The organism is Frateuria sp. sgz306004 (genome assembly GCF_057750885.1).
The window spans coordinates 249,780-273,254 of sequence record NZ_JBYLFE010000005.1 but is presented as its reverse complement, the minus strand read 5'-3'; the positions used below and the strand labels follow the sequence as shown (position 1 = coordinate 273,254).

21 protein-coding genes are annotated in these 23,475 nt (G+C 65.0%); 8 read left to right on the top strand and 13 right to left on the bottom strand.

All coding sequences use genetic code 11. The features are described 5' to 3' along the window. Positions 1-55: 55 nt before the first annotated feature. The 10 genes from AC3G2C_RS12660 to metG form a co-directional block, all read right to left on the bottom strand. Complete coding sequence (locus tag AC3G2C_RS12660; protein ID WP_488384971.1) at positions 56-1,540, bottom strand: efflux transporter outer membrane subunit; 1,485 nt, start codon at positions 1,538-1,540, stop codon at positions 56-58. Positions 1,541-1,544: 4 nt separating this feature from the next. Beyond that, positions 1,545-2,732: an efflux RND transporter periplasmic adaptor subunit gene (locus AC3G2C_RS12655; protein WP_488384970.1), complete on the bottom strand. Its 1,188-nt coding sequence runs from the start codon at positions 2,730-2,732 to the stop codon at positions 1,545-1,547. Next, a complete protein-coding gene (locus AC3G2C_RS12650; RefSeq protein WP_488384969.1) occupies positions 2,722-5,955 on the bottom strand; it encodes an efflux RND transporter permease subunit in 3,234 nt (1,077 codons plus the stop codon). Before AC3G2C_RS12650 ends, AC3G2C_RS12655 begins: the two co-directional genes overlap by 11 nt. Before the next feature lie 409 nt (positions 5,956-6,364). After that, entirely contained in the window at positions 6,365-7,765 is a 1,401-nt protein-coding gene (locus tag AC3G2C_RS12645) for a sensor histidine kinase (protein ID WP_488384968.1), read from the bottom strand. Beyond that, positions 7,762-8,427: a response regulator gene (locus tag AC3G2C_RS12640; RefSeq protein ID WP_488384967.1), complete on the bottom strand. Its 666-nt coding sequence runs from the start codon at positions 8,425-8,427 to the stop codon at positions 7,762-7,764. Before AC3G2C_RS12640 ends, AC3G2C_RS12645 begins: the two co-directional genes overlap by 4 nt. Before the next feature lie 369 nt (positions 8,428-8,796). Then, positions 8,797-9,102 carry a hypothetical protein gene (locus AC3G2C_RS12635; protein ID WP_488384966.1) on the bottom strand — a complete coding sequence of 102 codons (306 nt, stop codon included), beginning with the start codon at positions 9,100-9,102 and terminating at the stop codon, positions 8,797-8,799. 214 nt (positions 9,103-9,316) lie between these two features. Then, positions 9,317-10,711 (bottom strand): porin, encoded by a 1,395-nt coding sequence (locus AC3G2C_RS12630; RefSeq protein ID WP_488384965.1) that lies wholly within the window; start codon positions 10,709-10,711, stop codon positions 9,317-9,319. 98 nt (positions 10,712-10,809) lie between these two features. Continuing rightward, positions 10,810-11,451, bottom strand: coding sequence for an endonuclease III (gene nth / locus AC3G2C_RS12625; protein WP_488384964.1), 642 nt, complete (start codon positions 11,449-11,451; stop codon positions 10,810-10,812). Beyond that, positions 11,448-12,056, bottom strand: coding sequence for an RnfABCDGE type electron transport complex subunit B (locus tag AC3G2C_RS12620; protein ID WP_488384963.1), 609 nt, complete (start codon positions 12,054-12,056; stop codon positions 11,448-11,450). Before AC3G2C_RS12620 ends, nth begins: the two co-directional genes overlap by 4 nt. A 7-nt stretch (positions 12,057-12,063) precedes the next feature. Further along, on the bottom strand, positions 12,064-14,160 hold the full coding sequence (metG, locus tag AC3G2C_RS12615; RefSeq protein WP_488384962.1) for a methionine--tRNA ligase: 2,097 nt from the start codon (positions 14,158-14,160) through the stop codon (positions 12,064-12,066). 295 nt (positions 14,161-14,455) lie between these two features. Between metG and AC3G2C_RS12610 the strand changes: the two genes are divergently transcribed. From AC3G2C_RS12610 to AC3G2C_RS12600, 3 genes are read left to right on the top strand one after another with little or no spacing between them, the layout of a single operon-like run. Then, the gene (locus tag AC3G2C_RS12610) at positions 14,456-15,580 is read left to right on the top strand and encodes an MFS transporter (RefSeq protein ID WP_488385192.1); all 1,125 of its coding nucleotides are present in this window, start codon (positions 14,456-14,458) and stop codon (positions 15,578-15,580) included. Then, complete coding sequence (locus AC3G2C_RS12605; RefSeq protein ID WP_488384961.1) at positions 15,577-16,212, top strand: HAD family hydrolase; 636 nt, start codon at positions 15,577-15,579, stop codon at positions 16,210-16,212. Before AC3G2C_RS12610 ends, AC3G2C_RS12605 begins: the two co-directional genes overlap by 4 nt. Further along, the gene (locus AC3G2C_RS12600; protein WP_488384960.1) at positions 16,205-17,005 is read left to right on the top strand and encodes a DeoR/GlpR family DNA-binding transcription regulator; all 801 of its coding nucleotides are present in this window, start codon (positions 16,205-16,207) and stop codon (positions 17,003-17,005) included. The genes AC3G2C_RS12605 and AC3G2C_RS12600 overlap by 8 nt, the downstream gene beginning before the upstream one ends. A 185-nt stretch (positions 17,006-17,190) precedes the next feature. On the opposite strand, the gene AC3G2C_RS12595 is transcribed toward AC3G2C_RS12600, so the two are convergent. After that, positions 17,191-17,637: a DUF2147 domain-containing protein gene (locus AC3G2C_RS12595; RefSeq protein WP_488384959.1), complete on the bottom strand. Its 447-nt coding sequence runs from the start codon at positions 17,635-17,637 to the stop codon at positions 17,191-17,193. A gap of 147 nt (positions 17,638-17,784) precedes the next feature. Between AC3G2C_RS12595 and apbC the strand changes: the two genes are divergently transcribed. The 4 genes from apbC (at position 17,785) to AC3G2C_RS12575 (ending at position 20,843) form a co-directional block, all read left to right on the top strand. Then, positions 17,785-18,873, top strand: coding sequence for an iron-sulfur cluster carrier protein ApbC (apbC, locus tag AC3G2C_RS12590; RefSeq protein WP_488384958.1), 1,089 nt, complete (start codon positions 17,785-17,787; stop codon positions 18,871-18,873). Next, a complete protein-coding gene (locus AC3G2C_RS12585) occupies positions 18,870-19,433 on the top strand; it encodes an NADPH-dependent FMN reductase (RefSeq protein WP_488384957.1) in 564 nt (187 codons plus the stop codon). The genes apbC and AC3G2C_RS12585 overlap by 4 nt, the downstream gene beginning before the upstream one ends. A gap of 282 nt (positions 19,434-19,715) precedes the next feature. Next, positions 19,716-20,282: a dCTP deaminase gene (gene dcd, locus AC3G2C_RS12580; RefSeq protein ID WP_488384956.1), complete on the top strand. Its 567-nt coding sequence runs from the start codon at positions 19,716-19,718 to the stop codon at positions 20,280-20,282. 102 nt (positions 20,283-20,384) lie between these two features. Beyond that, entirely contained in the window at positions 20,385-20,843 is a 459-nt protein-coding gene (locus AC3G2C_RS12575) for a hypothetical protein (RefSeq protein ID WP_488384955.1), read from the top strand. A gap of 62 nt (positions 20,844-20,905) precedes the next feature. Here AC3G2C_RS12575 and AC3G2C_RS12570 read toward each other — a convergent pair whose 3' ends face one another. Together AC3G2C_RS12570 and AC3G2C_RS12565 are read right to left on the bottom strand one after the other, a co-directional pair. Continuing rightward, positions 20,906-21,316: an HIT domain-containing protein gene (locus AC3G2C_RS12570; protein ID WP_488384954.1), complete on the bottom strand. Its 411-nt coding sequence runs from the start codon at positions 21,314-21,316 to the stop codon at positions 20,906-20,908. After that, entirely contained in the window at positions 21,313-21,984 is a 672-nt protein-coding gene (locus tag AC3G2C_RS12565; protein ID WP_488384953.1) for a dienelactone hydrolase family protein, read from the bottom strand. The genes AC3G2C_RS12570 and AC3G2C_RS12565 overlap by 4 nt, the downstream gene beginning before the upstream one ends. Before the next feature lie 168 nt (positions 21,985-22,152). Between AC3G2C_RS12565 and rimO the strand changes: the two genes are divergently transcribed. After that, a complete protein-coding gene (gene rimO, locus AC3G2C_RS12560) occupies positions 22,153-23,472 on the top strand; it encodes a 30S ribosomal protein S12 methylthiotransferase RimO (protein ID WP_488384952.1) in 1,320 nt (439 codons plus the stop codon). Positions 23,473-23,475 lie beyond the last annotated feature (3 nt).

The following is a 23,475-nucleotide window of genomic DNA, read 5'->3' as shown; positions in this document are numbered from 1 at the left end:
CTCGCGCGCAGCCTCTTGGTCCCCGGGCAGACAAGACGGAGGTAGGACCGTCGCGTCAGCGGGCTCGGGAGGTGCTGTCGGCCGCCGCCATATCGGCGGCCGGCAGCTGCGCGGTATCCCAGCCGCCGCCCAGGGCGCGGATCAGATCCACGCTGGCTTGCAGCCGACGGGTACGTACCTGTTGCGCGCTGCGCTCGGCTTGCAGTGCGGCCGTTTGTGCACTGACCACATCAAGGTAGTTCACCGCGCCCTCGCGATAACGATTGGTGGCGATGGTTTGCGAGTCATGCGCCGCGCTGGCCGCATCGTCTTGCTGGTGCGCCTCCTTGCCGAGTTGTTGCAGCAGGGTGAGGTTGTCTTCCACCTGCTGGAAAGCACCGAGCACGATTTCCTTGTACTGACCCGACGCCGCATCCAGGTTCGCTTGCGCCGCCTGCACCTTGGCGTGGCGAAGGCCACCGTCGAACAGCGTCATCGCCAGGTCCGGCCCCAGTGCCCAATAGCGGTTGCCGGCGGTGAGCAGCGAACCCATGCCGGTATCCTGCCAACCCAGAACGGCCGACAGGCTCAGGCGTGGGAAGAACGCGGCGCGCGCCACGCCGATCTCGGCGTTGGCAGCGAACACGCGTCGCTCGGCGGCGGCGATGTCCGGGCGTCGTTGCAGCAGCAGCGACGGCACGCCCAACGGAATGGCCGGCACGCTCATCGGCGAGGTGTCCGCCGGCAGCGCGAAGCTGCTGGCCGGCTCGCCAACCAGGCTGGCAATGGCGTGCTGGGTAAGCGCACGCTGCGCTTCCAGTTCCGATACCTGTGCCATGGCATCGGAGAGCTGCGTCTTGGCGCGGCTCACGTCCAGGCCGCTGGCGATACCACCCTGGAAGCGCCGCTCGGTGAGGTCCAAGCCTTGTTGATACGCGTCGAGCGTGTCCTTGAGGATGCGGTCTTCCACGTCGTAGCCGCGCAGGCGAATGTAGAGGTCGGCCAACTGTGCCTCCAGGCTCAGCTTGACCGAGGCCAGATCGGCGGCGGACGCGGCGGCATCGGCTTTGCCAGCGGCCACTTCGTTGCGTACGCGACCCCACAGATCCAGTTCGTAGGAGGCGCCGAAACCCACGGTGTCGGCGCTGTATTCGTTGGGCTGGTTGCTGCCGCGCAAGGGGCGGTTGTTCGATTGGCGATTGCGCAGGTCGCTAGCGCCCACGCCAAGGTGCGGATACAGATCCGAGCGCAGCTCGCCCACCACGGCGCGCGCGGCGTCGTAGCGTGCGAGAGCGACGGAAAGGGTGGGGTTGTCACTGTCTAGCCGGTGTTCCAGCCGGTCGAGCGTCGTGTCGCCGTAGACCGACCACCAGTTGCCGCGTGGGGCGGTATCGGTGGGGTGCGCAGGGGCCCACAGGCCATCAGCGGTTTGCCCGGCGAACGCGGTGGGCAAGGCGCCGACGTCGGGCTTCTGGTAAGCGGGTGCGAGCGAACACGCTGGCAGCAGGCTTACCAGGGCCAGGGGCAACAGGCGGCGCAGCAAAGGCAGGCACGGTTTCATGGGCTCATTCCGCCTTGGGCTGTTCGGCGCTGGCGTCGCTAGCCTTGGCGACCTGCACGCGGTCGCCTTGCATCAGCGAGTCGGAGGGATGATTGATGATGCGATCGCCCGCTTGCAGCCCCTTGTCGATCTGCAAGCGATCGCCGAGATCCAGCGCGATGTGCACGTCGCGCAGTTGTACCTTGCCGTCCGCACCCAGCACAGCCACCTGCGGCCCTTGCGCACGGAAGATCAACACCGTGGCGGGTACGGTCATGGTGTGGCTGTTGGCAGCCATCGGCAGATGCACCTCGGCATAAGCGCCAGGCAGCAGTTCGCCCTTGGGGTTGTCCACCTCGAACTGCGCAAGCAACGCACCGGACGCCTGATTCACCGCGCCGGAGTTGCCGATGAGGTGGCCAGTGAATTGCTCGCCCGGATGATCGGGCACATCCAACTGCACGGTCATGCCGGGACGGATCGCATCGGCATAGCCTTGCGGCACTTCCACGTACAGACGCATGCGGCTGGTATCGGAAACGGTGAACAGCGAAGGTGAGTTCTCATTGTTGGCGCTGATCAGGTCGCCGATGTCGGTGTTGCGCGCGGTCACCGTGCCGGCGAAAGGTGCGGTGAGGTGCTTGAAGGCTTCTAGTGCCGCGATGCGATCCACATCAGCTTGGGCCGCGAGCACGTTCGCTTGCGCAGCCTCGGCTTCGCCGGCCTTTTCGTCCGCCTCCTGCTTGGAGACGGAGTTGGAAGCGAGCAGGTTCTTCCAGCGCTTGTCGGTCAGCGTGGCGAGGTTGGCGTTGGCCTTGGCGCGGGCGAGCCCGGCTTTGGCTTGCTCGAACTGCTGGTCGAGTTCCGGCGTGTCGATGTCCGCCAGTATGTCGCCCGCTGCAACCTGGCTGCCGATGTCGCGGTGCCAACTCTTGAGGTAGCCGCTGACGCGTGCGTGGATGGGCGCGCTGATCCACGCGTCCAGGTGGCCTGGCAAGGTCATGGCCTGCTGACCGGCGGCGCTCTCGGGTGCGATCAGCTGCACGGTGGGCACCATCTGCGCGTCGGTCCACTTGACCACGCGGTGGTAGTCGTAAGCACGTACCGAAAGGCCGGTGATGGTGGCGAGCACGGCCAGTCCCAGGCCGATGCGTACAGCGCGGCCAAGCTTGGGCGGGCGCGACAGCGTCGTGGCGGGAGCGTCATGCGACATGAGCGGATTCTCCAAGGAGGGAAGCAGGTGCCTCCTGCTCGCGGCCGTGCACGATGCTGAAGATCACCGGCACGAACAGCAGGGTGGCGAAAGTGGCGAACAGCAGGCCGCCGATCACGGCGCGGCCCAGCGGCGAGTTCTGTTCCTGGCTAAGCGCCATCGGCAGCATGCCGATGACCATGGCCAGCGCGGTCATGCAGACCGGACGGAAACGGGTGAAGCCAGCCTCCAGCGCCGCTTTCATGGCGTCGCCATGTTCGGCCAGGCGTTCCCGGCAGAAGCTCACCACTAGAATCGAGTTGGCGGTGGCCACGCCCATGCACATGATGGCGCCGGTGAGTGCGGGCACGGACAGCGTGGTGTGCGAAAGGAACAGCATCCACACAATGCCGGCCAGCGCCGCGGGCAGGGCGGTGATGATCACGAACGGGTCGAGCCAGGACTGGAAGTTCACCACGATCAGCAGGTAGATCAGCACGATCGCACCCACCAAACCGAACACCAGGCCGCCAAAGGCCTCGTTCATGGTGCCCACCTGGCCATGCAGGCTCACCAGCGTGCCGCGCGGACGGTTCTTGGCGGCCTCGTCGAGCACCTTCTGCACGTCGCCGGCGACGGCGCCAAGGTCGCGGTCCTGCACGGCGGCATAGATATCGAACGAAGGCATGATGTTGTAGTGGCTCACCACGGCCGCACTCGGTACGCGACTGAAGGTGGCGAGGCCGCCCAGCACCTGGCTGGCGCCCTTGCTTGCCGGCGTCACCGGCAGGCTGGCGATGTCGGCCATGCTGTCCATCTTGTATTGCGGCGTGGCGGCCACGATGGGGTAGGACACGCCGTTCTTCGGATTCAGCCAGAACGCCGGCGATACCTGCGAGCTGCCGGCCAGCGAGGCCACCATGCTGTTGGTGACGTCGCGTTCGGTTACGCCCAGTTCGTCGGCGCGCGTGCGATTCACGTTGACGTTGAGCTGCGGGTAGCTGGTGCTCTGTTGCAGGCGCACGTCGGCGATGCCCGGAATCGCGCGCAGGCGCTTCATGATCTCCGTGGCAAAGGCTTCGTTGGCCTTTAGGTTACGGCCGGCGATGGTGACGTCCAGCGGCGCGGGCGCGCCAAAGTTGAGGATCTGCGAGCTCATGTCCGCCGGCAGGAAGGCGAACTGCGTACCCGGGAACTCGCGCGGCAGCAGCGCGCGCAGCTTGCGCACGTAGTCGGCGGTGGGCGCGTGGCCTTCCTTCAGTACCACCTGGATGTCGCCGTCCTGTGGGCCGATGGTGCCGCTGGCGTTGTAGACCATGTTCACGCCCGACAGCGGCAAGCCGATGTTATCGATGACGGTTTCCAGCTCATCCGGCGGAATGGCGCGACGGATGGCTGCCTCTACGTGATCGAACTCCGCGGCGGTTTCTTCCACGCGCGTACCCATGGGTGCACGTACGTGCAGGGCGATGGCACCGGCATCCACATCGGGGAAGAAATCGCGACCGAGGAACGGCAGCAGCGCGAAGGAGGCGAGCACGAAGCCGAGGAAGCCGATCACGAACGTGCGGCGATGGCCCAGCGCGGCGGTCAGCGTGGCGTGGTAGACGTCACGCACCTGCGAGAAGCGATGCTCGAAACGCTGTTGGAAGGCGACCATGGCGGCCAGTACCGGGCCACGTCGACGCTTGGCTGGCTGGTCACCCTCGTGATGATTGATGTAGGCATCTTCCGGATGGTCGCCCGGGCCGGTCTCGGTGTGATGGGGCTTGAGCAGGTACATCGCCATGGTCGGCACCAGCGTGCGCGACAGCAAGAACGAGGAAGCCATGGCGAAGATCACCGCCAGCGCCATCGGGCGGAACAGGAACCCAGCGATGCCGTTAAGCATGAACATCGGCACGAACACGATGCAGATGCACAGCAGCGACACGAAGGCGGGCGTGACGATCTGCTTGGCGCCATCCATGATGGCGGTGTGCACGTCCTTGCCTTGCTCAAGATGCCAGTTGATGTTCTCGATGGTGACGGTGGCGTCGTCCACCAGAATGCCCACCGCCAGTGCGAGGCCGCCCAGGGTCATCACGTTGAGCGTCTGCCCGGTGGCCGAGAGCAAAGCGATGGCCGAGAGGATCGCCAACGGAATGGACACCGCGATGATCACGGTGGAGCGCCAGCTGCCCAGGAAAATCAGGATCATCACCGAGGTGAGCAGCGCGGCGATGATGCCTTCGCGCGCCACGGAGGAGATCGCCTCTTTCACGAAGGTGGATTGGTCGCTCAGCAGCGACACCTTCAGGTTATCCGGCAGCGACTCCTTCACCAGTGGCATCAGTTGCTTGATGCCCGAAACCACGGCCAGGGTGGATGCATCGCCCACTTTGAGCGCCGGCATCAGCACGGCGCGATGGCCATCCACGCGCACGATGTTGGTCTGCGGTGCCGCGCCGTCGCGCACGTGGGCCACGTCGCCCAGGGTGATGGTGGCGCCGCGCACGGTCTTGACCGGCAACTGGTTGAGCTGGTCGATGGCCTCGGGGCTGTTGTTGAGCTGTACGTGGTACTCGTAGGTGCCGATCTTGGCCGTGCCCACCGGAATGATTTGGTTCTGCGCGGCCAACGCGTTGCTTACGTCCTGCGCGGACAAGCCATTGGCGGCCAGCGCGCGCGGGTCCAGATCCAGCGTGACCTGACGCGCCGCGCCACCGTAAGGCGTGGGCACGGCCACCCCGGGAACGGAAGTGAGCATGGGGCGCATGATGTTCAGGCCAAGATCGAGAATCTTGGATTCCGACAACTGCTTGCTCGACAGCGCCATCTGCAGGATCGGCACGGTGGATGCGTTGTAGTTGAGGATCAGCGGCGGCGTGATGCCGGGTGGCATCTGCTTGAGCACCGTCTGCGAGATCGAGGTGACCTGCGCCGTGGCCGTGCGGATATCCACGCCGGGCTGGAAGAAGATCTTCACGATGCCCATGCCCGGCAACGACTGCGATTCGATGTGCTCGATGTTGTTGACCGAGGTGCTGAGCTGGCGCTCGTAGTAATACACCACGCGGCCGGACATCTGGTCGGGCGGCAGGCCGGTGTAGGTCCACACCACGCTGATCACCGGAATGCCGATGTTCGGAAAAATGTCGGTGGGTGTGCGCAGCGCGGCCAGCGGGCCGGCGATAAGGATAAGTACCGCGAGCACGATGAAGGTGAGCGGTCGCGAAAGGGCGATTCGGACGAGACCAAGCATGGGCGTTCCAGCGAAACATCGGCGCGCGCAGGCGCCACGAGACAACGGCGATACCGTCGTCGCAGGAGCTATCGGGGTTTACGAAAGGCGCCGGGGTGGTCCGGCGGCGTGCGCGAGGCGTTGGCGGCTGGTCATGGCGTGGCTCAAGGCGAGGGCACGTGCCCGATGTCGCCATGATGGCGGGCCAATCTTGTGGGAACCTTTTGGGCGGCTGAAAGCAAGCTGGCTAGGTGGTGCGAAGGCTTTGCGAGTTGCTCGATGGGGGGCGGAGACGTTGGATCCCGGCTTTCGCCGTGATCACGTCTCGGGGGTCATGAGCGCGCTGATTATCCAGCGTTTTGGCTCGTCATCCCGGTGAAAGCCGGGATCCAGTGCCCTGGTGCTGCGACACCGCCGCCGCAGCGCGATATCAGCCCGCTTGCGCCGCCATGCGGATGCGAACCAACAGGCCGCGCCCCAGCGGCGACTCCAGCAATTCGACGGAGGCGTCGTGCAGCTCGATCGCACGCTGCACGATGCTCAGGCCCAGCCCGTACCCCCGGGTAGCGCTTTCCACTTCGCGATGAAAGCGTTGGAACACCGCCTGGCGGCGGTCGGCGGGAATGCCGGGGCCGTTGTCGCAGATATCGATGACGGCCAGGCCGCCCTCGCGCCGGATCGCCACGTCTACCTGCCCGCCGGGTTCGGTGTAGCGCAGGGCGTTCTCGATCAGGTTGCGTAACATGGCGGTCAGCGCCACTTCGTGGCCCATGACGTGCATGGGGTGGTCGTCGTGGTTGAGGCCCACGGCGATGTCTTTTTCCACGATCAGCGGTGCCAGTTCCTCGATGACTTCGGTGGCCAGGCTCGCCAGATCCAGCGACGTGCGTTGCTGGGACGCCGCGCCGGCCTCCAGGCGCGCCATCGCGAGGATCTGCTCGATGCGCCGTCCCAGCCGCGCCATGCTCTGCTGGGCGTGCCGCACGGTGTATTCCACCTCGGCCGGGTCGTCCGCGATCATGGCGCTTTCCAGATGGATCATGGTGGCGGCCAATGGCGTACGAAGTTCGTGGGCCACGTCGGTGGCGAAGCGATGCTCGCGGTCCAGCGCATCCTCCAGCCGTTCCAATTGCTGGTTGAGCGCGACGATCAGCGGTTTGATCTCGCTGGGGGCGAGCCCAGCCGGCATGGGCGTACGACTACCTGGCGTGCGTTTATCCAGCATGTCGGTAAGCAGCGAAACCGGTCGCAGGCCGCGTTTTACCGCCAGGCTCACCAGCAGTGCGAGCAAGGGCAGGCCGATCAGCAGGGGAAGGGTGTGCTCGATCACCAGACCGCGCGCGATGTCCTGGCGATTGTCCGAGCGTTCGCCGATGCGGATCACCAGGTTGGCGCGGTTCTGCAGGGTGAAGGTGCGCCAGCGTCGGCCCTCGTGCTGGATGTCGCGAAAGCCGCGTTCGTCGGTCGTGGGCGCAGAGAGGTCGGCGAGGTTGGAGGTGGCGGCGATCAGTTCGCCCTTGGGGTCGTACGCCTGAAAGCCGACTTCCGGTTCGTAGTTGTGCGGGTGCACCGACACCACCACGCCGTGATGGCGACCATCGCCGTTCTGTGCGATGTCGGGCAGGTCCGCATCACGCATCGGCAACTGCCCGTGCGCGATCAGCGTGCCGAGGGTGCGACCAGCCTGGGCTAGTCGTCCATCGAGCAGTTCGTTCATTTCGCGCAATTCGCGGCGGTAGCTGATCCAGCCCAGCGGAATCAGCACCACGATCATCACCGCGATGATCAGCCAGGTAAGGCGGGTGCGGAGTGAGGCGGGGTGGGCGTTCATTGCGGCTCGCGCGGAATCATGTAGCCGATGCCGCGCACGGTGTGGATCACCTCGGGGCTCAATTTGCGGCGCAGCCAGTGCACCTGCACCTCAATCGCGTTGCGCTCCACCAGGGTGTCCAGTCCGTAGACCGAGTTTTCCAGCGTCTCGCGGCGGACGATGCGGCCCGCGCGCTCCATCAGTACGCGCAACAAGGCGAACTCGCGTCGAGTAAGGCTCACCTTTTCGCCGCGAAATTCCACTTCGGCCGTGGCGAGGTTCAGGCGCAGACCGCCCACTTCCACGAGGTTGTCGGCCAGGCCTTGCGTGCGGCGCGTGAGCGAGCGGATGCGCGCAGCCAATTCGCCGAGGTGAAAGGGTTTGACCAGATAGTCATCGGCGCCCAAGTCCAGGCCGCGGATGCGCATTTCCAATGCATCGCGCGCGGTCATCACGAGCACCGGAGTTTTCACGCCGGCCCGGCGCGCTTCGGCGAGCACCTCCAGGCCGTCTTTACCGGGCAGGCCGAGATCCAGCAGTACCAGGTCCACCGGTTCGCCGCGCAGGGCCTCCATGGCTTCTCGACCATCGCGCAGCCAGGTCACCGCATAGGATTGGTGTTCCAGTGCGTGTTTGATGGCTGCGCCAAGCTCGGCGTCGTCCTCGACCAGCAGAATATGCATGCGCTAGCACCCGTATCGGCCCGAAAAGGGCGCGGTTGGCCGCCGTCACCCTTCGCCATGATGTGGCCTGTTCCTTTTGTGGATCTTTTGCCGGTGCGACGCACCGGGAGGCTTCACGGTGGCGCGTGCGGCGCGTGCCGTCAATGGCTGCGTGTGAGCGGGGTGGAGAAGGGCTTAAGGATGCGTTGGTCCGCTCGGCTGCGGCGCAGTCATGCACCATTCCAAGACGGGCGTTGCCTCGCAGGCAAGCTGCGACGGCCGCATCGCAGGGCATCCATAAAAAAGGATGACGGCAGGCGTGGCCGGCCGTCATCCTCCCTGTGGCAGCGTCCGAAAGCAGGCGCTGCGGAAATGCTTGCGGTGTGTCGGTTAGGGGTTCTTCGCGAGGGCGGTTTGGACGATGGCTTGCTGGGGTTCGAGTTGGCTCATGGCCGAGCCTTCCGTGCGGTCGACCGCCACGGCTTTGATCGATTGGGGTTTGAGCAACAAGTGGCGTTGCAGCTCCCAACTGTTGGCCAGTTGCTGGGCGCGGGCAAATTCGGCGGGCGTGTTGCCCACAAAGCCGATGACGGCGTAGCCGTTGAGGTCGACGGTATAGGTTTCCACAGCGGCCTGTGCTTGGCCGACGCAGACCAGGCCAAGCGCGATGACGGCGGGGAGTATCAGGCGCTTCATGGTAAGCCTCCTAACGGGGATGACTGTCCGGGGGAGGCTCGACCATAGTCGCTCAGCGCGCTTCAAGCTTGAGGAAGTTGCACGAAACGATGAGGAAACGCTGAGGTTTTGCGCGCCGCGCAAGCGCGCATAGGCCACAGGTCATGCTCTTTGCAAAGTCGTCGTGACGTTTTGGTAAGGCTATCGCACTCGCGCGACACACCGGGGGCAACAATCAGAAATTCACCTGCAATTGCAGGCGAAGCAGATCGCCCTTGAGCGTTGCGTATGGCGACGTGCTCACGTGGGTGCGTCGCATGTTCGCGTATGCCATGGTCAGTTCGATGGCCGTGATCGGTTGCCACTCCAAGCCCAGCTCCGTCTCATCGACCAGCATGCAGGGGCTGTTCGTATCGAACTTGGACGCACCGCGATAGGTCTGCCATTTCAGGTAGGGCATCCAACTGCCGCTGCGACGGATATCGAATTTGTACATGGCTTGCACATAACCTCCACGAAGCGGCCGGGTGCGGATCACGCCTTTGGCCATGTCCAGTTGTGGGCCACGCCCCACCGTCCACTCCGCTTGCAGGCCGAATGGCTGCGGATAGTAGATGGCATGTACTGCCATGCGTTGGTCCTGGGCACCGCTGTCGGGCGAGGTGTCCACTGGTGTGAAGCTTCGCTTGTCCACCGTGATGGCCGTGGGCGTGGCGAGCTTGAAGCGGCCGGTATACGCGTCCGCGCCTACTTCCAGGAACTGCCCGTTGTCGAACTTGAAAGGATAAGTGACATGCACGACGGCATGCGTTTCCTTGTTGCGTTCGGCGCGGTTGGCGCCCTGGCCGTTGTAGAGGCCTATACCAAACACCCCATAGTCGCCCGAGCCCTTGAGGCCGGATTTGACCAGATACTGAAAGCGGCTCTGGATCTCGGTGGGCGTGTAGTAAAAGAACACGCCCAGATCGCGCTCATCGCGTACGCCGGAGTTGAGCGCATCGGCGCGATCGAACGAAAGACGGTTCTGGCTCGACTGCAGGTTTTCCCAGCCGTAGGGGATCTTGGATTGGCCCGCGCGTAGGCGAAATTCACGCTGGGGGTCCAAGTAGATGTCCGCATAGGCATCGCGCAGTTGCCCGAAATGCGTGGTGCTGGAGCCGCTGGGCGTGCTGGCGAAATCCGGTTGCAGATAGATCGATACGTTGTCGGCGATGTCGCCGCTCAGCACCAAGCGTGCGCGACGCATGCCGATGGTTTGGTCGTCGCCGATAAAGCGGTCGCCGGGCGAGCGCAGCGCCGAGGCTTCCGCGCCGATGCCGTGGTTGTAGCGCATCTGCAGATAGCCGCGCAGGGCGATGCGGTCGTACCACTTCTTGCTGTCGCCTCGTTTGGGTGCGTCGGCCGGTGGCGTTGCTGGGGGCGTGGACGTCACGGCCGCCGGCGGCAAGGGAGTCGCGGCTTCGTCCACTTGCACGAACTTGCCCAGCCGCACGCGATCGGGGCCTGGTTCGGCGAAGATCTGCTTGGTCTTGCGATCCACGAACAGTTCGACAGCTTCGCTAGCCAGGGCATCGCCCGCGGTGCCTGCCGTCATGCCCCACAACAGGGTGGCGAGGGTTTTCTTCTTCATGCGCGTCTCTGCGTCGCAATAAATTGCGATATCCGCGCGTACCCTAGAGAGCCTTTGTGTCGACGCCGTGACAAGCCTTGGCGCCAGTCAGGCGCGCGTCATGCGGCGCTGGGCGTCTTGTCCTTGAAGCGGCACAGGTCGCGGATCACGCACTGTGGGCAATCGGGTTTGCGCGCCTTGCACACGTAGCGGCCGTGCAGGATCAGCCAGTGGTGCGCATCCTGCTTGAACTCGGCGGGCACCACTTTTTCCAGCTTGTCTTCCACCGCGCGCACGTCCTTGCCAGGCGCGAGGCCGGTGCGATTGGAGACGCGAAAGATGTGCGTGTCCACGGCGATGGTGGCATGGCCAAAAGCCGTATTGAGCACCACGTTGGCGGTCTTGCGTCCCACGCCTGGGAGCGCCTCCAGTGCCTCACGCGTGCGAGGCACCTCGCCGTCGTACTGGTCCACCAGGATGCGGCTCATCGCGATGACGTTCTTGGCCTTGCCATTGAACAGGCCGATGGTGGAGATGTATTGCTTGAGCTTTTCCTCACCCAGGTCGAGCATCGCCTGTGGCGTATTGGCCACCGGAAACAGCTTCTTGGTGGCCTTGTTCACGCCAACGTCCGTCGCCTGCGCCGACAGCGCCACCGCCACCAGCAACTCGAATGGCGTGGTGTAGTTGAGTTCCGTGGTGGGGTGCGGATCGAGTTCGCGCAGGCGGGTAAACAGCTCGACGACGTCGGCTTTTTTCACTGGGGCTTTCCTTGCTGTTTCGCGCGTGCCCGTGCCAGCGCGGCCAGTACCGGATTGGCAGCGGCTGCATTGACGCTCACATCGGCCTTGCGCGCCGAGAGCTCCGCCTCGCGCTGGGCCTTCTCGCGCGCAAGCCGTGCTTCACGGCGCTGGAAGTGCGCGCGCGCGGCATCGGCGTGGGCGGGGTCCTCGACCTGGGCGAGCGGCATGGGTTCGAGCACGATGCAGTCGACCGGGCAGGCCGGCACGCACAGTTCACAGCCAGTGCAATCGGCGGCGATGACCGTGTGCATCAGCTTGGCCGAGCCCACGATGGCGTCTACCGGGCAGGCCTGTATGCATTTGGTGCAGCCGATGCAGTCGGCCTCCACGATGCGCGCCAGCGTGCGCGGCTTTTCGATACCGTGCTCCGGGTCGAGCGGTAGCACGGGCACATCGAGCAGCGCCGCCAGCTTGGCGATGCCGGCGGCGCCGCCGGGCGGGCACTGGTTGATGGGTGCCTCGCCGCGTGCGATCGCCTCCGCATAGGGGCGGCAGCCGTGGTAACCGCATTGCTCGCATTGCGTCTGCGGCAGCAGCGCGTCGATGCGGTCAGCCAGTGTCATGTGTGGCTCAGCGAACGGTGGCGCCGGGCTGCGCGCCCTGGTCGGCGTCCAGCAGGAACAGGTCGCCGCCACCGTCGCCGGCGGACAGGATCATGCCTTCGGACAAGCCAAAGCGCATCTTGCGCGGCGCCAGGTTGGCAATGAACACCACGTTGCGGCCCACCAGCTTTTCCGGCTCGCCATAAGCGGCGCGGATGCCGGAGAAGATCTGGCGCTTGCCCAGCGGGCCGGCGTCCAGCTCAAAGCGCAGCAGCTTGTCCGAGCCGTCCACGAATTCGCATACGAGCACCTTGCCCACGCGCAGGTCGAGCTTGGCGAAATCGTCGATGGCGATGGTGGCGGCGACGTCGGTGGCGGCCGGGGTGGTGCTGGCTTCGGTCATGGTCTTGCTGGTGTCCTTGAATTTCTTGGGAGCAGGCTTGGGCTCGGTGGGCGCGAGGGAGTCCTTCGACGCTTCCACCATGCCTTCGACGTGCTTGGGGTCGATACGGCCAAGCAGTGGCTCGAACGCATTGATGGTGTGGTTGTGCAGTTCCGCTCGCGCATCGTCGAAACCGGTAATGGGCGCGGCGAGGAACTGCTCGGCGGCCGCCACGGTGGCAGGCAGCACCGGCTTGAGCAGGCCCGAGAGCAGGCGGAACGCGGCCAGTGCGAACGAGCACACCTGGTGCAGCTCTTCGCGGCGCGAATCGTCCTTGGCCATGGCCCACGGCGCCTTGGCGGCGATGTAGCCGTTCACAAGGTCAGCCATGGTGACGAAGCGGCGTGCTACATCCGCGAATTCGCCGCAGTCGTACAGCGAAGGGACGTCGCCGTAGTGCGAGAGCAGTTCGCGCCACAGTTCCTGCTCTTCATGGCTGAAGGCGGGGGCGAGACGGCCATCGAAATACTTGTGCACGAAGCCGGCGGTGCGGCTGGCGATGTTGACCCACTTGCCGATGAGGTGCGAATTGACGCGCTCCTCGAAGGCCTTCAGGTCCAGGTCCACGTCCACCGGCGTATCGCTCAGCATGCTGGCGAAGTAGTAGCGCAGGAATTCCGGATGCAGGCCGGCGTCCAGGTAGGTGCGCGCCTTGATGAAGGTGCCGCGCGACTTGGACATCTTGGCGCCGTTCACCGTGAGATAGCCGTTCACGTGCAGCGCGGTGGGCGTGCGGAAGTTCGCGCCGTGCAGCATGGCCGGCCAGAACAGGCCGTGGAAATTGATGATGTCCTTGCCGATGAAGTGGTGCATCTCGGCGCGGCTTTCCGTGCTCAGGAAATCCTCGAACTTGAGGTCCGAGCGGTCGCACAGCGCCTTGAAGCTCGCCAGGTAGCCCACGGGCGCGTCGAGCCACACGTAGAAATACTTGCCGGGTGCGTCGGGAATGGGAAAGCCGAAGTAAGGCGCATCGCGCGAGATGTCCCAATCCTTCAGGCCGCCGTCCAGCCACTCGCGCAGCTTGGCGACCACGCCACTGTTGGCCACCGGCTTGCCGCCGGTGAGCTTGCCACCGAACCAGTCGCGCAGCAGCGGCTCGAACTTGCCCAGTTCGAAGAAGTAGTGCTCCGAATCACGCAGCACCGGCGTGGCGCCCGACATCACCGAGGTCGGGTTGATCAGGTCGGTGGGGGCGTAGGTGGCGCCGCAGTTCTCGCAATTGTCGCCGTACTGGTCGGGCGTGCCGCAGTTGGGGCAGGTGCCTTTGATGTAGCGATCCGGGAGGAACATTTCCTTTTCCGGGTCGAACAACTGCTGGATGTCGCGACGGGCGATGAAGCCGCCGTCGCGCAGGCGCGTGTAGATCAGCGAGGCGAGTTCGCGGTTCTCGTCCGAGTGGGTCGAGTGGTAATGGTCAAAGGCCACGCCAAAGGCGGCGAAGTCCGCCTCGTGACCGACGCGGATGCCCTCGATATAGGTTTCCGGCGACAGCCCGGCCTTTTCGGCCGCCAGCATGATCGGCGTGCCGTGCGCGTCGTCGGCACAGACATACACCGTCTCGTTGCCCTGCATCCGCTGCGCGCGCACCCAGATGTCGGCCTGGATGTAGCCCAGCAGGTGGCCCAGGTGCAGCGGGCCGTTGGCATAGGGCAGCGCGTTGGTGACGAGTAGGCGTCGGCTCATGGGGCGGCAGTGGTGTCTGGTGGGTTGGTCATTATGGCATGTGCTGCGCCGCCGACCGAATCCTTGCCGGTGCAACAGGCGCCATGGAAGAGCGTGGCGGCGAGCCGGTCCACATAGAACGGCACATGCCCTGGCGCCTTCGGGCTGCCAGGTTTGGACGGCCATGACTGGGCAGACGCACGTTTGCACGATTTTGCACGTTTATGTACATTGTGCACGAATTGAACTGTGCCCTGGAGTCACCGTGAACGTACATTCCGAGGCCGCGTTGGCCGAGGTCGCCGATGCATCGCGAGTGGCGCGCGCAAGGCGTGCCACCCGCGTGATTTTTCTGGTGGCGGGCCTGGGCGTATCCGCCTGGGCACCGATGGTGCCTTACGCCAAGGCCCGGCTCGGTCTCGATGACGCCCAACTCGGCATGGCGCTGCTGGTGTTCGGCCTGGCCTCGATGGTGTCGATGCCTTTTGTGGGCTGGCTGTCGCATTGGCTGGGCAACCGGCTGCTTATCGTGGCCTCGGGCTTGTTGATGTGTGTGGCCTTGCCGCTGCTGGCCTGGGTGCCGAGTGCGCTGGCGCTGACGCTGGTGTTGTTCTACTTCGGCGTGATGCTGGGCACGGTGGATGTGGCTATGAATGCGCACGCGGTGGACGTGGAGCGGCTCGATGGCGGGCGCCTGATGTCCGGCTTCCATGGTCTGTTCAGCGTGGGTGGCTTGCTGGGTGCGCTGCTGATGACCGGCATGCTTGCGCTGGGTTTGTCCCTGCTCGCAGCGGCGGGCGGACTCGCTGCGCTGCTGGTGGCGCTGGTGCTGTGGCTGCGCGGGGATCTGCTCGACGACGCCCCCATGGCAAGCCAGGGCACCAAGGCACCGCTGGGCATGCCGCATGCCCTGGCGTGGCTGCTGGGGCTGCTGTGCTTTGTCAGCTTCTTGGCCGAGGGAGCGATGCTGGATTGGAGCGCGGTGTTTATGCGTGACAACCGGGGTGTCGCGGCGGCTTCGGCGGGGTTGGGCTATGCGTGCTTCTCGGTGGCCATGGCGCTGGGGCGTTTCGCGGGTGATCGCCTGATCAGTCGGTACGGTGCGGCCTGGGCGGTGCGTTGCGGTGCCCTGGTGGCGGCGGCCGGATTTCTGTTGGCGGCGTGGGTGCCAAGCACCGCGGTGGCGTTGGCGGGCTTTGTGTTGATCGGTTTGGGCGCGTCCAACATCGTGCCGGTGCTGTTCAGTGCGGCCGGTCGCCTGCCGGGTAGTTCGCCGGCGGTGGCTATCGCCACCGCCACCACGCTCGGCTATGCGGGCCTGTTGCTGGGGCCGGCACTCATCGGTTTCGTCGCCCATGCGAGCAGCCTGCCAGTGGCGTTTGGTGCCGTGGCTGGTTTACTGGTGTTGGTGAGTCTGTCGTCCAAGGTGGTGAAGTCGTGAGCAAGCCTATCGATACGGTGATCTTCGATCTGGGCAATGTCCTGATTGCCTGGGACCCCCGCCGACTCTACCGGCAGCTATTCGACGATGCCGAGGAAATGGAGTGGTTCCTCACCCATGTGTGCAACAGCGGCTGGAACGAACAGCAGGATGCCGGCCGTCCCTGGGCGGAAGCGACCGCCGTGCTGCGTGCCCGGTTTCCCGACTATGCGCCCCTGATCGACGCCTACCACCAGCGCTGGGTGGAAACGTTGGGTGGCGCAATCGAAGGCAGCGTGGCCTTGCTCGCTCAATTGAAGGCCCGCGGCGTGCGTGTGCTGGCGCTGACCAACTGGTCACAGGAAACCTTCCCCATCGCGCGGAAGCTGTTCGATTTTCTCGGTTGGTTCGAGGGCATCGTGGTGTCGGGCGAGGAGCGCCTGATCAAGCCTGATCCACGCATATATCAGCGCTTGCTTACCCGTTATGACGTAGAGCCGAGCCGAGCGCTCTACATCGACGACTCCCGCCGCAATGTGGACGCCGCCGAGGCGCTGGGCATGCACGGCTGGTGGTTCCAGCATGCGAAAGGTCTGCGCGAACACTTGGTGGCGCAGGGGCTGTTGGACATCGCGGAGCCGGTCCATGGCTAAGGCGACACCCATCGAGCCCGGCGCGCTGCCGCAGGAGCGCCAGCAACGCATTCTGGAACAACTGCGCCGGCAGGGCCGGGTAGTGGCGGCGGAGTTGGCGCAGACCTTCGATGTGTCCGAGGACTCCATTCGTCGCGACCTGCGCGAGCTGGCCGCACAAGGGCTGTGCAAACGCGTGTATGGCGGTGCGCTGCTGCCGGCGGCCACACTCACGCCGCTCAAGCAGCGACGCGGCGAGCATTCCGCGCGCAAGCTGGCGCTGGCGCACAAGGCCGTCTCGCTGGTGCGCCCCGGGCAAACGCTACTGATCGATGCGGGCACCACCAATGTGGCCATCGCCACAGTGCTCCCGGCGGGTGCCGGGCTCACGGTCATCACCAACACACCGCAGGTGGCTCAGTTGCTGCTGGACCGGGAAGGCTTCGAAGTGTTGCTGATCGGAGGGCGCGTGGAGCCGGCCATCGGCGGCACCGTGGGCGCGCAGGCCGTGGAGCAACTGCGGCGGGTACGGGCGGATCTGTGTTTCCCCGGTGCTTGCGCCATCGATGCCGCGCACGGGCTGTGGGGCTTCGATAGCGAAGAGGCGCTGTTCAAGCGCGCGATGATCGAGGCCAGCGACGAGACGGTGGTGGTGGCTACCGACGACAAGCTGGAAGCCGTCGCGCTGCACCAGGTTGCCGAGTTGGCACGCGTGCAGCATCTGGTGGTGGAGCATTCGGCGGATCGCGCCACGCGCTCGACGTTCGTCGCGCGTGGCGTGGCCGTGCACCGCGCGGAAGCTGCGCCGGCTTAGGGAAGGTCTGATTACACGACGTGCTGCTCGTCATTCCAGCGAACCCCAAGAGGGGGCAAGAGCAGGAATTCAGCGCCTTTACGCTCAAGTATTTACAGGCGCTGGATCCCAGCGTTCGCTGGGATGACGATCAAAATACAGCTGAATCAGACCTTCCTTCGGGATGGCCGACGCCGGCGAGGCGCTTACTGCTGGCGCTCCCAGGTCTGGCTGCGACCCAGCAAGGAGAAGCCGATGTAGCCGCGCACTTCGAGCTTGGCGCCATTTTCCTGGGTCTGCAGCTTGACCTTGTAGACCTTGCCGGTCTTGGGGTCGAGGATCTTGCCGCCGTCCCACACGTCACCATCCTGATGCACGCCCCACATGATGTTCATACCTTCGACGGGCTTGTCCTTGCGCTCGCCATCGCAGGCCTTGCACAGCGGGTGCGGACCTTCGTCCGATTGCAGCACCTGCAGCACGGTGGCCTTCAACTCGCCGCCGTCATCGGTGATCTGCACGATGGACTTGGGTTTGCCGGTCACATCGTCGATGGTCTTCCAGGTGCCGACCGGGGTGTTCTCGGCGGCGAATACGGCACCCGCCGTGAGGGTGAGGGCCGCAGCGACCGCCAGGCGAAGCAATGACTTCATGTTGGATCCTCCCGTACGAAACAGTATGGACCGGAGCCTGACCGAGGCCGCGCAAGCCCGTCAAGCTGCATTGCGAGAGCGGCGTACCGGCCCCGGGGCGGGAGGCTGGCATAATGGTGGGCTCCATGACCGAACCAAGATTTCGATATGACGCAGGCAAGTGAAGCCCAGGTCCGCCACATCCTCGGCGAGCTTGTTGATACCCATACCGGCGCGCCCATCGCCGAATCCCTGCGCGCCGTGGGCGTGGACGGGGACCGTGTATCGGTGGATATCCAACTGGGCTACCCCTCCGCCGGTGTCGCGAGTGAACTCACGGCGCGCGTCAAGCAGGCGCTGGAAGCTGATCCGTCCATCGCCGCAGCGTCGGTCTCGGTGGGCACGCGGGTCTATTCCCACAAGGTACAGGGCGCGCTGGCGCCGCTGCCGGGCGTGAAGAACATCATCGTGGTGGCTTCGGGCAAGGGCGGCGTGGGCAAATCCACCGTGTCGGCCAACCTGGCGCTGGCGCTGGCCGCCGAAGGCGCCAAGGTGGGCGTGCTCGATGCCGACATCTACGGCCCCAGCCAGCCGCGCATGCTGGGTATCAGCGGCAAGCCGCACTCGCCGGACGGCAAGACCATCGTTCCGATGGAGGCGCATGGCTTGCAGGCCATGTCCATCGGTTTCCTGGTGGACGAGGAAACCCCGATGATCTGGCGTGGCCCCATGGTCACCCAGGCCATGATGCAGTTGCTCAACGACAGTCGTTGGGAGCAGCTCGATTACCTGGTGGTGGATCTGCCGCCGGGCACCGGCGATATCCAGCTCACGTTGTCGCAGAAGGTGCCGGTGGCCGGCGCGGTGATTGTCACCACGCCGCAGGACATCGCCCTGCTCGACGCACGCAAGGCGCTCAAGATGTTCGAGAAGGTGGAGGTGCCGGTGCTGGGCGTGGTGGAGAACATGGCGACCCATGTGTGCTCCAACTGCGGTCACGAGGAACACATTTTTGGCGAGGGCGGTGGGCAGCGCATGGCCGAGCAATACGGCGTGGCTTACCTCGGCTCGCTGCCGCTGGATATTCGCATTCGCGAGCAGGCCGACGGCGGCACCCCGACTGTGGCGGCCATACCCGAGTCGGACCTCGCTGCGCGCTATCGCGAGATCGCCCGCAACACGGCGGGTCGCCTTTCTCGCCAGCCGCGCAACAAGTCGCTGGGCTTGGGCAAGATTATGGTGCAGGGCACGCCGTGAGTCCGAATGCCGGCGGCGTGCCGGCGCTTCAGGTGCTATGCCTGAGTGGCAGCCTGCGCCAGCGCTCAGGTAATACGGCCTTGCTGCATGCGGCGGCGTCCTTGGCGCCGCCGTCGCTGCAATTGACGGTGTACGACGGGCTGGGCTGCTTGCCGCTGTTCAATCCCGACGATGAGGCGCGCGCATTGCCAGCCTCCGTCGCCACATTGCGCGAGCAGGTGGGTCGCTGCGATGCCGTGCTCGTCGCTTGCCCGGAATACGCGCACGGCATACCCGGCGCCTTCAAGAACCTGCTCGACTGGCTGGTGGGCAGCCTGGAATTCCCCGGCAAGCCGGTCGCGCAATGGAACGCCTCTGCGCGCGATTCGCATCATGCGCAGGACGCCCTGAAGGAAGTGCTGCAAACCATGGCCGCGCATTGGCTGGCACCGGCATCGACGACCCTTCCCTTGCCGGGAGCGGGTTGCGAGGTAGGCGATATTCTTGGCGATGCGTCGCAGTGCGCGCGCATCGAGCAGGCACTGGCTGCCTTGCAGGCTTCGTTGATGGCGTCTCGTTGAGACGGCACGAGCGGCGCGCCGCTCATTCTTGCGTTCGATCCAGCGTTGTCATGAGACCCACAGGCCGCTTGGTCGACATTTCCTCCATGTTTTCATGCGCTTGACGAAGCTTTGATGCGCCGGGATGGGCGCATGCCTCGGTGGGGATCGCTCGAGAGTCGTCCAGCCTGAACGGTCCGGTCTCGCCCTCGACTGGCGACGGAGCAGTCGATCCGCTATGTTTCCGACCCTTATGCCCAGCCCCGATACGGTGCGGGAGCCGCGAATGCACGGGGAATACGAGTGAGCATCAAATCCGATAAGTGGATCCGGCGCATGGCCGAACAGCACGGCATGATCGAGCCGTTCGAGCCGGGCCAGATCAAACACCGCAACAACGAGAAGCTGGTGTCGTACGGCACCTCCAGCTACGGCTACGACGTGCGCTGCGCGCGTGAGTTCAAGATCTTCACCAATATCAACTCCACCATCGTCGACCCCAAGGCGTTCGACCCGACCAGCTTCGTGGATGTGGAAGCGGATGTGTGCATCATTCCGCCCAACTCCTTCGCGCTGGCCCGCACGGTCGAGTTCTTCCGCATTCCGCGCAAGGTGCTCACCATCTGTCTGGGCAAAAGCACGTATGCGCGCTGCGGCATCATCGTGAACGTGACGCCGCTGGAGCCGGAGTGGGAAGGACACGTGACGCTGGAGTTCTCCAACACCACGCCGCTTCCGGCCAAGATCTACGCCAACGAAGGCGTGGCGCAGATGCTGTTCCTCGAATCCGACGAGGAATGCGAAACCAGCTACAAGGATCGCGGTGGCAAGTACCAGGGCCAGCTCGGCGTCACCTTGCCGCGCACCTGAGCCCCGCACTGCACCTGAACGAAGCCCATCCGGCCGCCCGACACGGCGCCGGAGCGGCGTTACACTCCACCTGTTAACACCGATGCATTGCAGGAGACTCGCATGACCCGTTTTTCCACGCTGCTGACCCGCGCGGGTGCAGCCATCCTGCTGGGCAGCATGTTGGTGCTGGCCGGTTGCCATCGCGGTAGCGCAAAGGACGAGGTTCGCACCGCGGACATGAAGAGTCAGTTCGACGCCGTTGTGCAGGCCTACAAGAGCGGCCAGTTCATCGTCGATGGCGCGGTGCTGTCTGCCCTCGATACGGGCAGCCACTTTGCCTACCTGAAGGATCAGGGCCGCTTGCCCAAGACCGTGCTACTCGAGCCCAGCGACGACTCCAAGGTCCGCAAGCAGCACCTGCAGTACATGGCGCGCCTGCAGCTCGACTACGGCTTTACCGTGTACTACGACGACGGCGGCACGCTGAAAAAGATCAGCGTGGTCGACACCAAGGCCCGCGAGTTGGAAGACTACAAGGCTCCGCCGAAGCCGGCCGAAGTCCCGCCGCCGCAGCACTAAGCGCAGCGCATTAAAAAACCCGCGGATTCATCCGCGGGTTTTTTGTTGGGCGAACGATCGGCTTAGTCGCCGAGAACGTGGCGCAGCGCGCTAATGCGCCCGGCTAATTCACCAGCCTCGTAAGGCTGCGCTTTGCCGCTGCCCCACACGGGCCCTGGCCAGGCGGCATCGCCCTCGCGGCGGCCTACCACGTGCAGATGCAGCTGACGCACGATATTGCCCAGCGCACCCAGGTTGAGCTTGTCGAAAGGCATGACGGCGCGCAGCGCCTGGGTGGCACGTTCGGCCTCCTGCCAAAGCTGCGCCTGCTGCGCGGGCGCAAGGTCGTACACCTCCACCAGGGCGGCTTGCCGCGGCACGAGCACGAGCCAGGGGAAGCGCCTGTCGTTCATCAGCAGCAATTCGCACAGCGGCAGTGAGGCGACGTGGCGCGTATCCGCGGCGAGGCGCGGATCGAGTGCAAAGCCGCTCATGCGCCGTGCGCCAGGTGTTTGTCGAAGAACGCCAGTGTGCGCTGGTAGGCCAGTGCGGCGCTGGCCTTGTCGTACTGCGGGCCCACGTCGCGGTTGAACGCGTGGTCGGCCGGATAGGTGAACAGCTCCATCTGCGGCAGCAACTGGCGATGCTTCTCCACCATCTCGGGCGGGATGCTCTTGTCCTTCTCGCCGAAGTGGAACATCACCGGCGCCTTGGGCGTTTCGTTGAGGAACGGCACGTTGCGCGCGCCGTAATAGCTCACCGAAGGCAGACCCAATCGCAGCGCCGCGAGCAGGGCCACCGAGCCGCCCCAGCAATAGCCCACGGTGCCGATGCGGCCTGCGGAGGCAATAGCCTCGGCGGCGCTGGCCACATCTTCCACGGCGCGATCCAGCCCCAGCTCGGTGATCAGCTCGCGGCCCCGGTTGATACCCGCCTGGTCGTAGGCCAGTTCCACACCGGTTTCCAGGTGATCGAAAAAGCACGGCGCAATGGCCGTGTAGCCGGCTGCCGCGAAACCGTCCGCGACATGGCGAATGTGCTCGTTCACGCCAAAGATCTCCTGGATCACCACGATGCCGCCCTTGGGCTTGCCGGCTGGCGTGGCGAGGTAGGCGCTGATGCACTGCATGCGGGTGGTGTTGAGATTGATGGTCTGGCCCATGGCGACGGCTCCTGTGGGAAACGCGCCATTCTAGCCGGCCACCCGCGTCCACCCCCGAGGTAAGGGGGGCATCGGGCGCGAGGCTGGCGGGCTTTGGGGGCTCTTCCGACGCCCAGGCGGGGTTGCCGCTATAATTGCCCGTTTGTTCATTCCAGACGGTCCCCGGTCATGTCCCAGGCCACGCAGAAAATCGGTTTCGTCAGCCTCGGCTGCCCCAAGGCGCTGGTGGATTCGGAGCGCATCCTCACCCAGCTCAAGGTCGAGGGTTACGAAATCGTGCCCAGCTACGACGCTGCCGATGCGGTGGTGGTGAACACCTGCGGCTTTATCGATGCGGCCGTGCAGGAGTCGCTGGACGCCATTGGCGAGGCGCTGCACGAGAACGGCAAGGTGATCGTCACCGGTTGCCTGGGCAAGCGCTCGGAGTTGATCCGCGAAGCCTATCCGGATGTGCTGGCCATCACCGGCCCGCAGGATTACGCCAGCGTGATGAGCGCGGTGCACTCCGCGCTGCCGCCCAAGCGCAACCCGCTGCTGGACATCATTCCCGATACCGGCATCAAGCTCACGCCCAAGCACTACGCGTACCTCAAGATTTCCGAGGGCTGCAACCACCGTTGCAGCTTCTGCATCATCCCGTCGATGCGCGGCGACCTGGTGTCGCGCCCGGTGGATGAGGTGCTGCTGGAAGCCGAGCGCCTGGTGAAGGGCGGCGTGAAGGAGCTGCTGGTGATCTCGCAGGACACCAGTGCCTATGGCGTGGACCTCAAGTACGCCGAGCGTCAGTGGCGCGACAAGACCTACCGCACGCGCATGACCGAGCTGTGCGAAGGTTTGTCCGAGCTGGGCGTGTGGGCGCGCTTGCACTACGTCTACCCGTACCCGCACGTGGACGAAGTGATGCCGTTGATGGCGGAGGGCAAGATCCTTCCGTATCTCGATATCCCGTTCCAGCACGCCAGCCCGCGCATCCTCAAGCTGATGAAGCGCCCGGGCAACATCGACAAGACGCTCGAGCGCATCAATAACTGGCGCAAGGTGGTGCCGGATCTCACCATCCGCAGCACCTTCATCGTCGGTTTCCCCGGCGAGACCGATGCGGAGTTCGAGGAGCTGCTGGATTTCCTGCGCGAGGCCGAGCTCGATCGCGTGGGCGCCTTCACCTACTCGCCGGTGGACGGCGCCAAGGCCAATGAGCTGCCGGGCGCGGTGTCCGAGGAGCTGAAGGAGGATCGCCTGGAGCAGTTCATGGCGGTGCAGGCGGAGATTTCCGCGGCCAAGCTCCAGCGCAAGATCGGCCGCACGCTCAAGGTGCTGGTGGACGAAGTGGGTGCAGATGGCGCGGTGGCGCGTTCGGCCGCCGATGCGCCGGAGATCGATGGCGTGGTGCATATCGCCAACGGTCAGTCGCTCAAGGCGGGCCAGTTCGTCGACGTGGTGGTGGAAGACGCCGACGATCACGACCTGCACGCCCGCCTGGCGGGCTAAGCC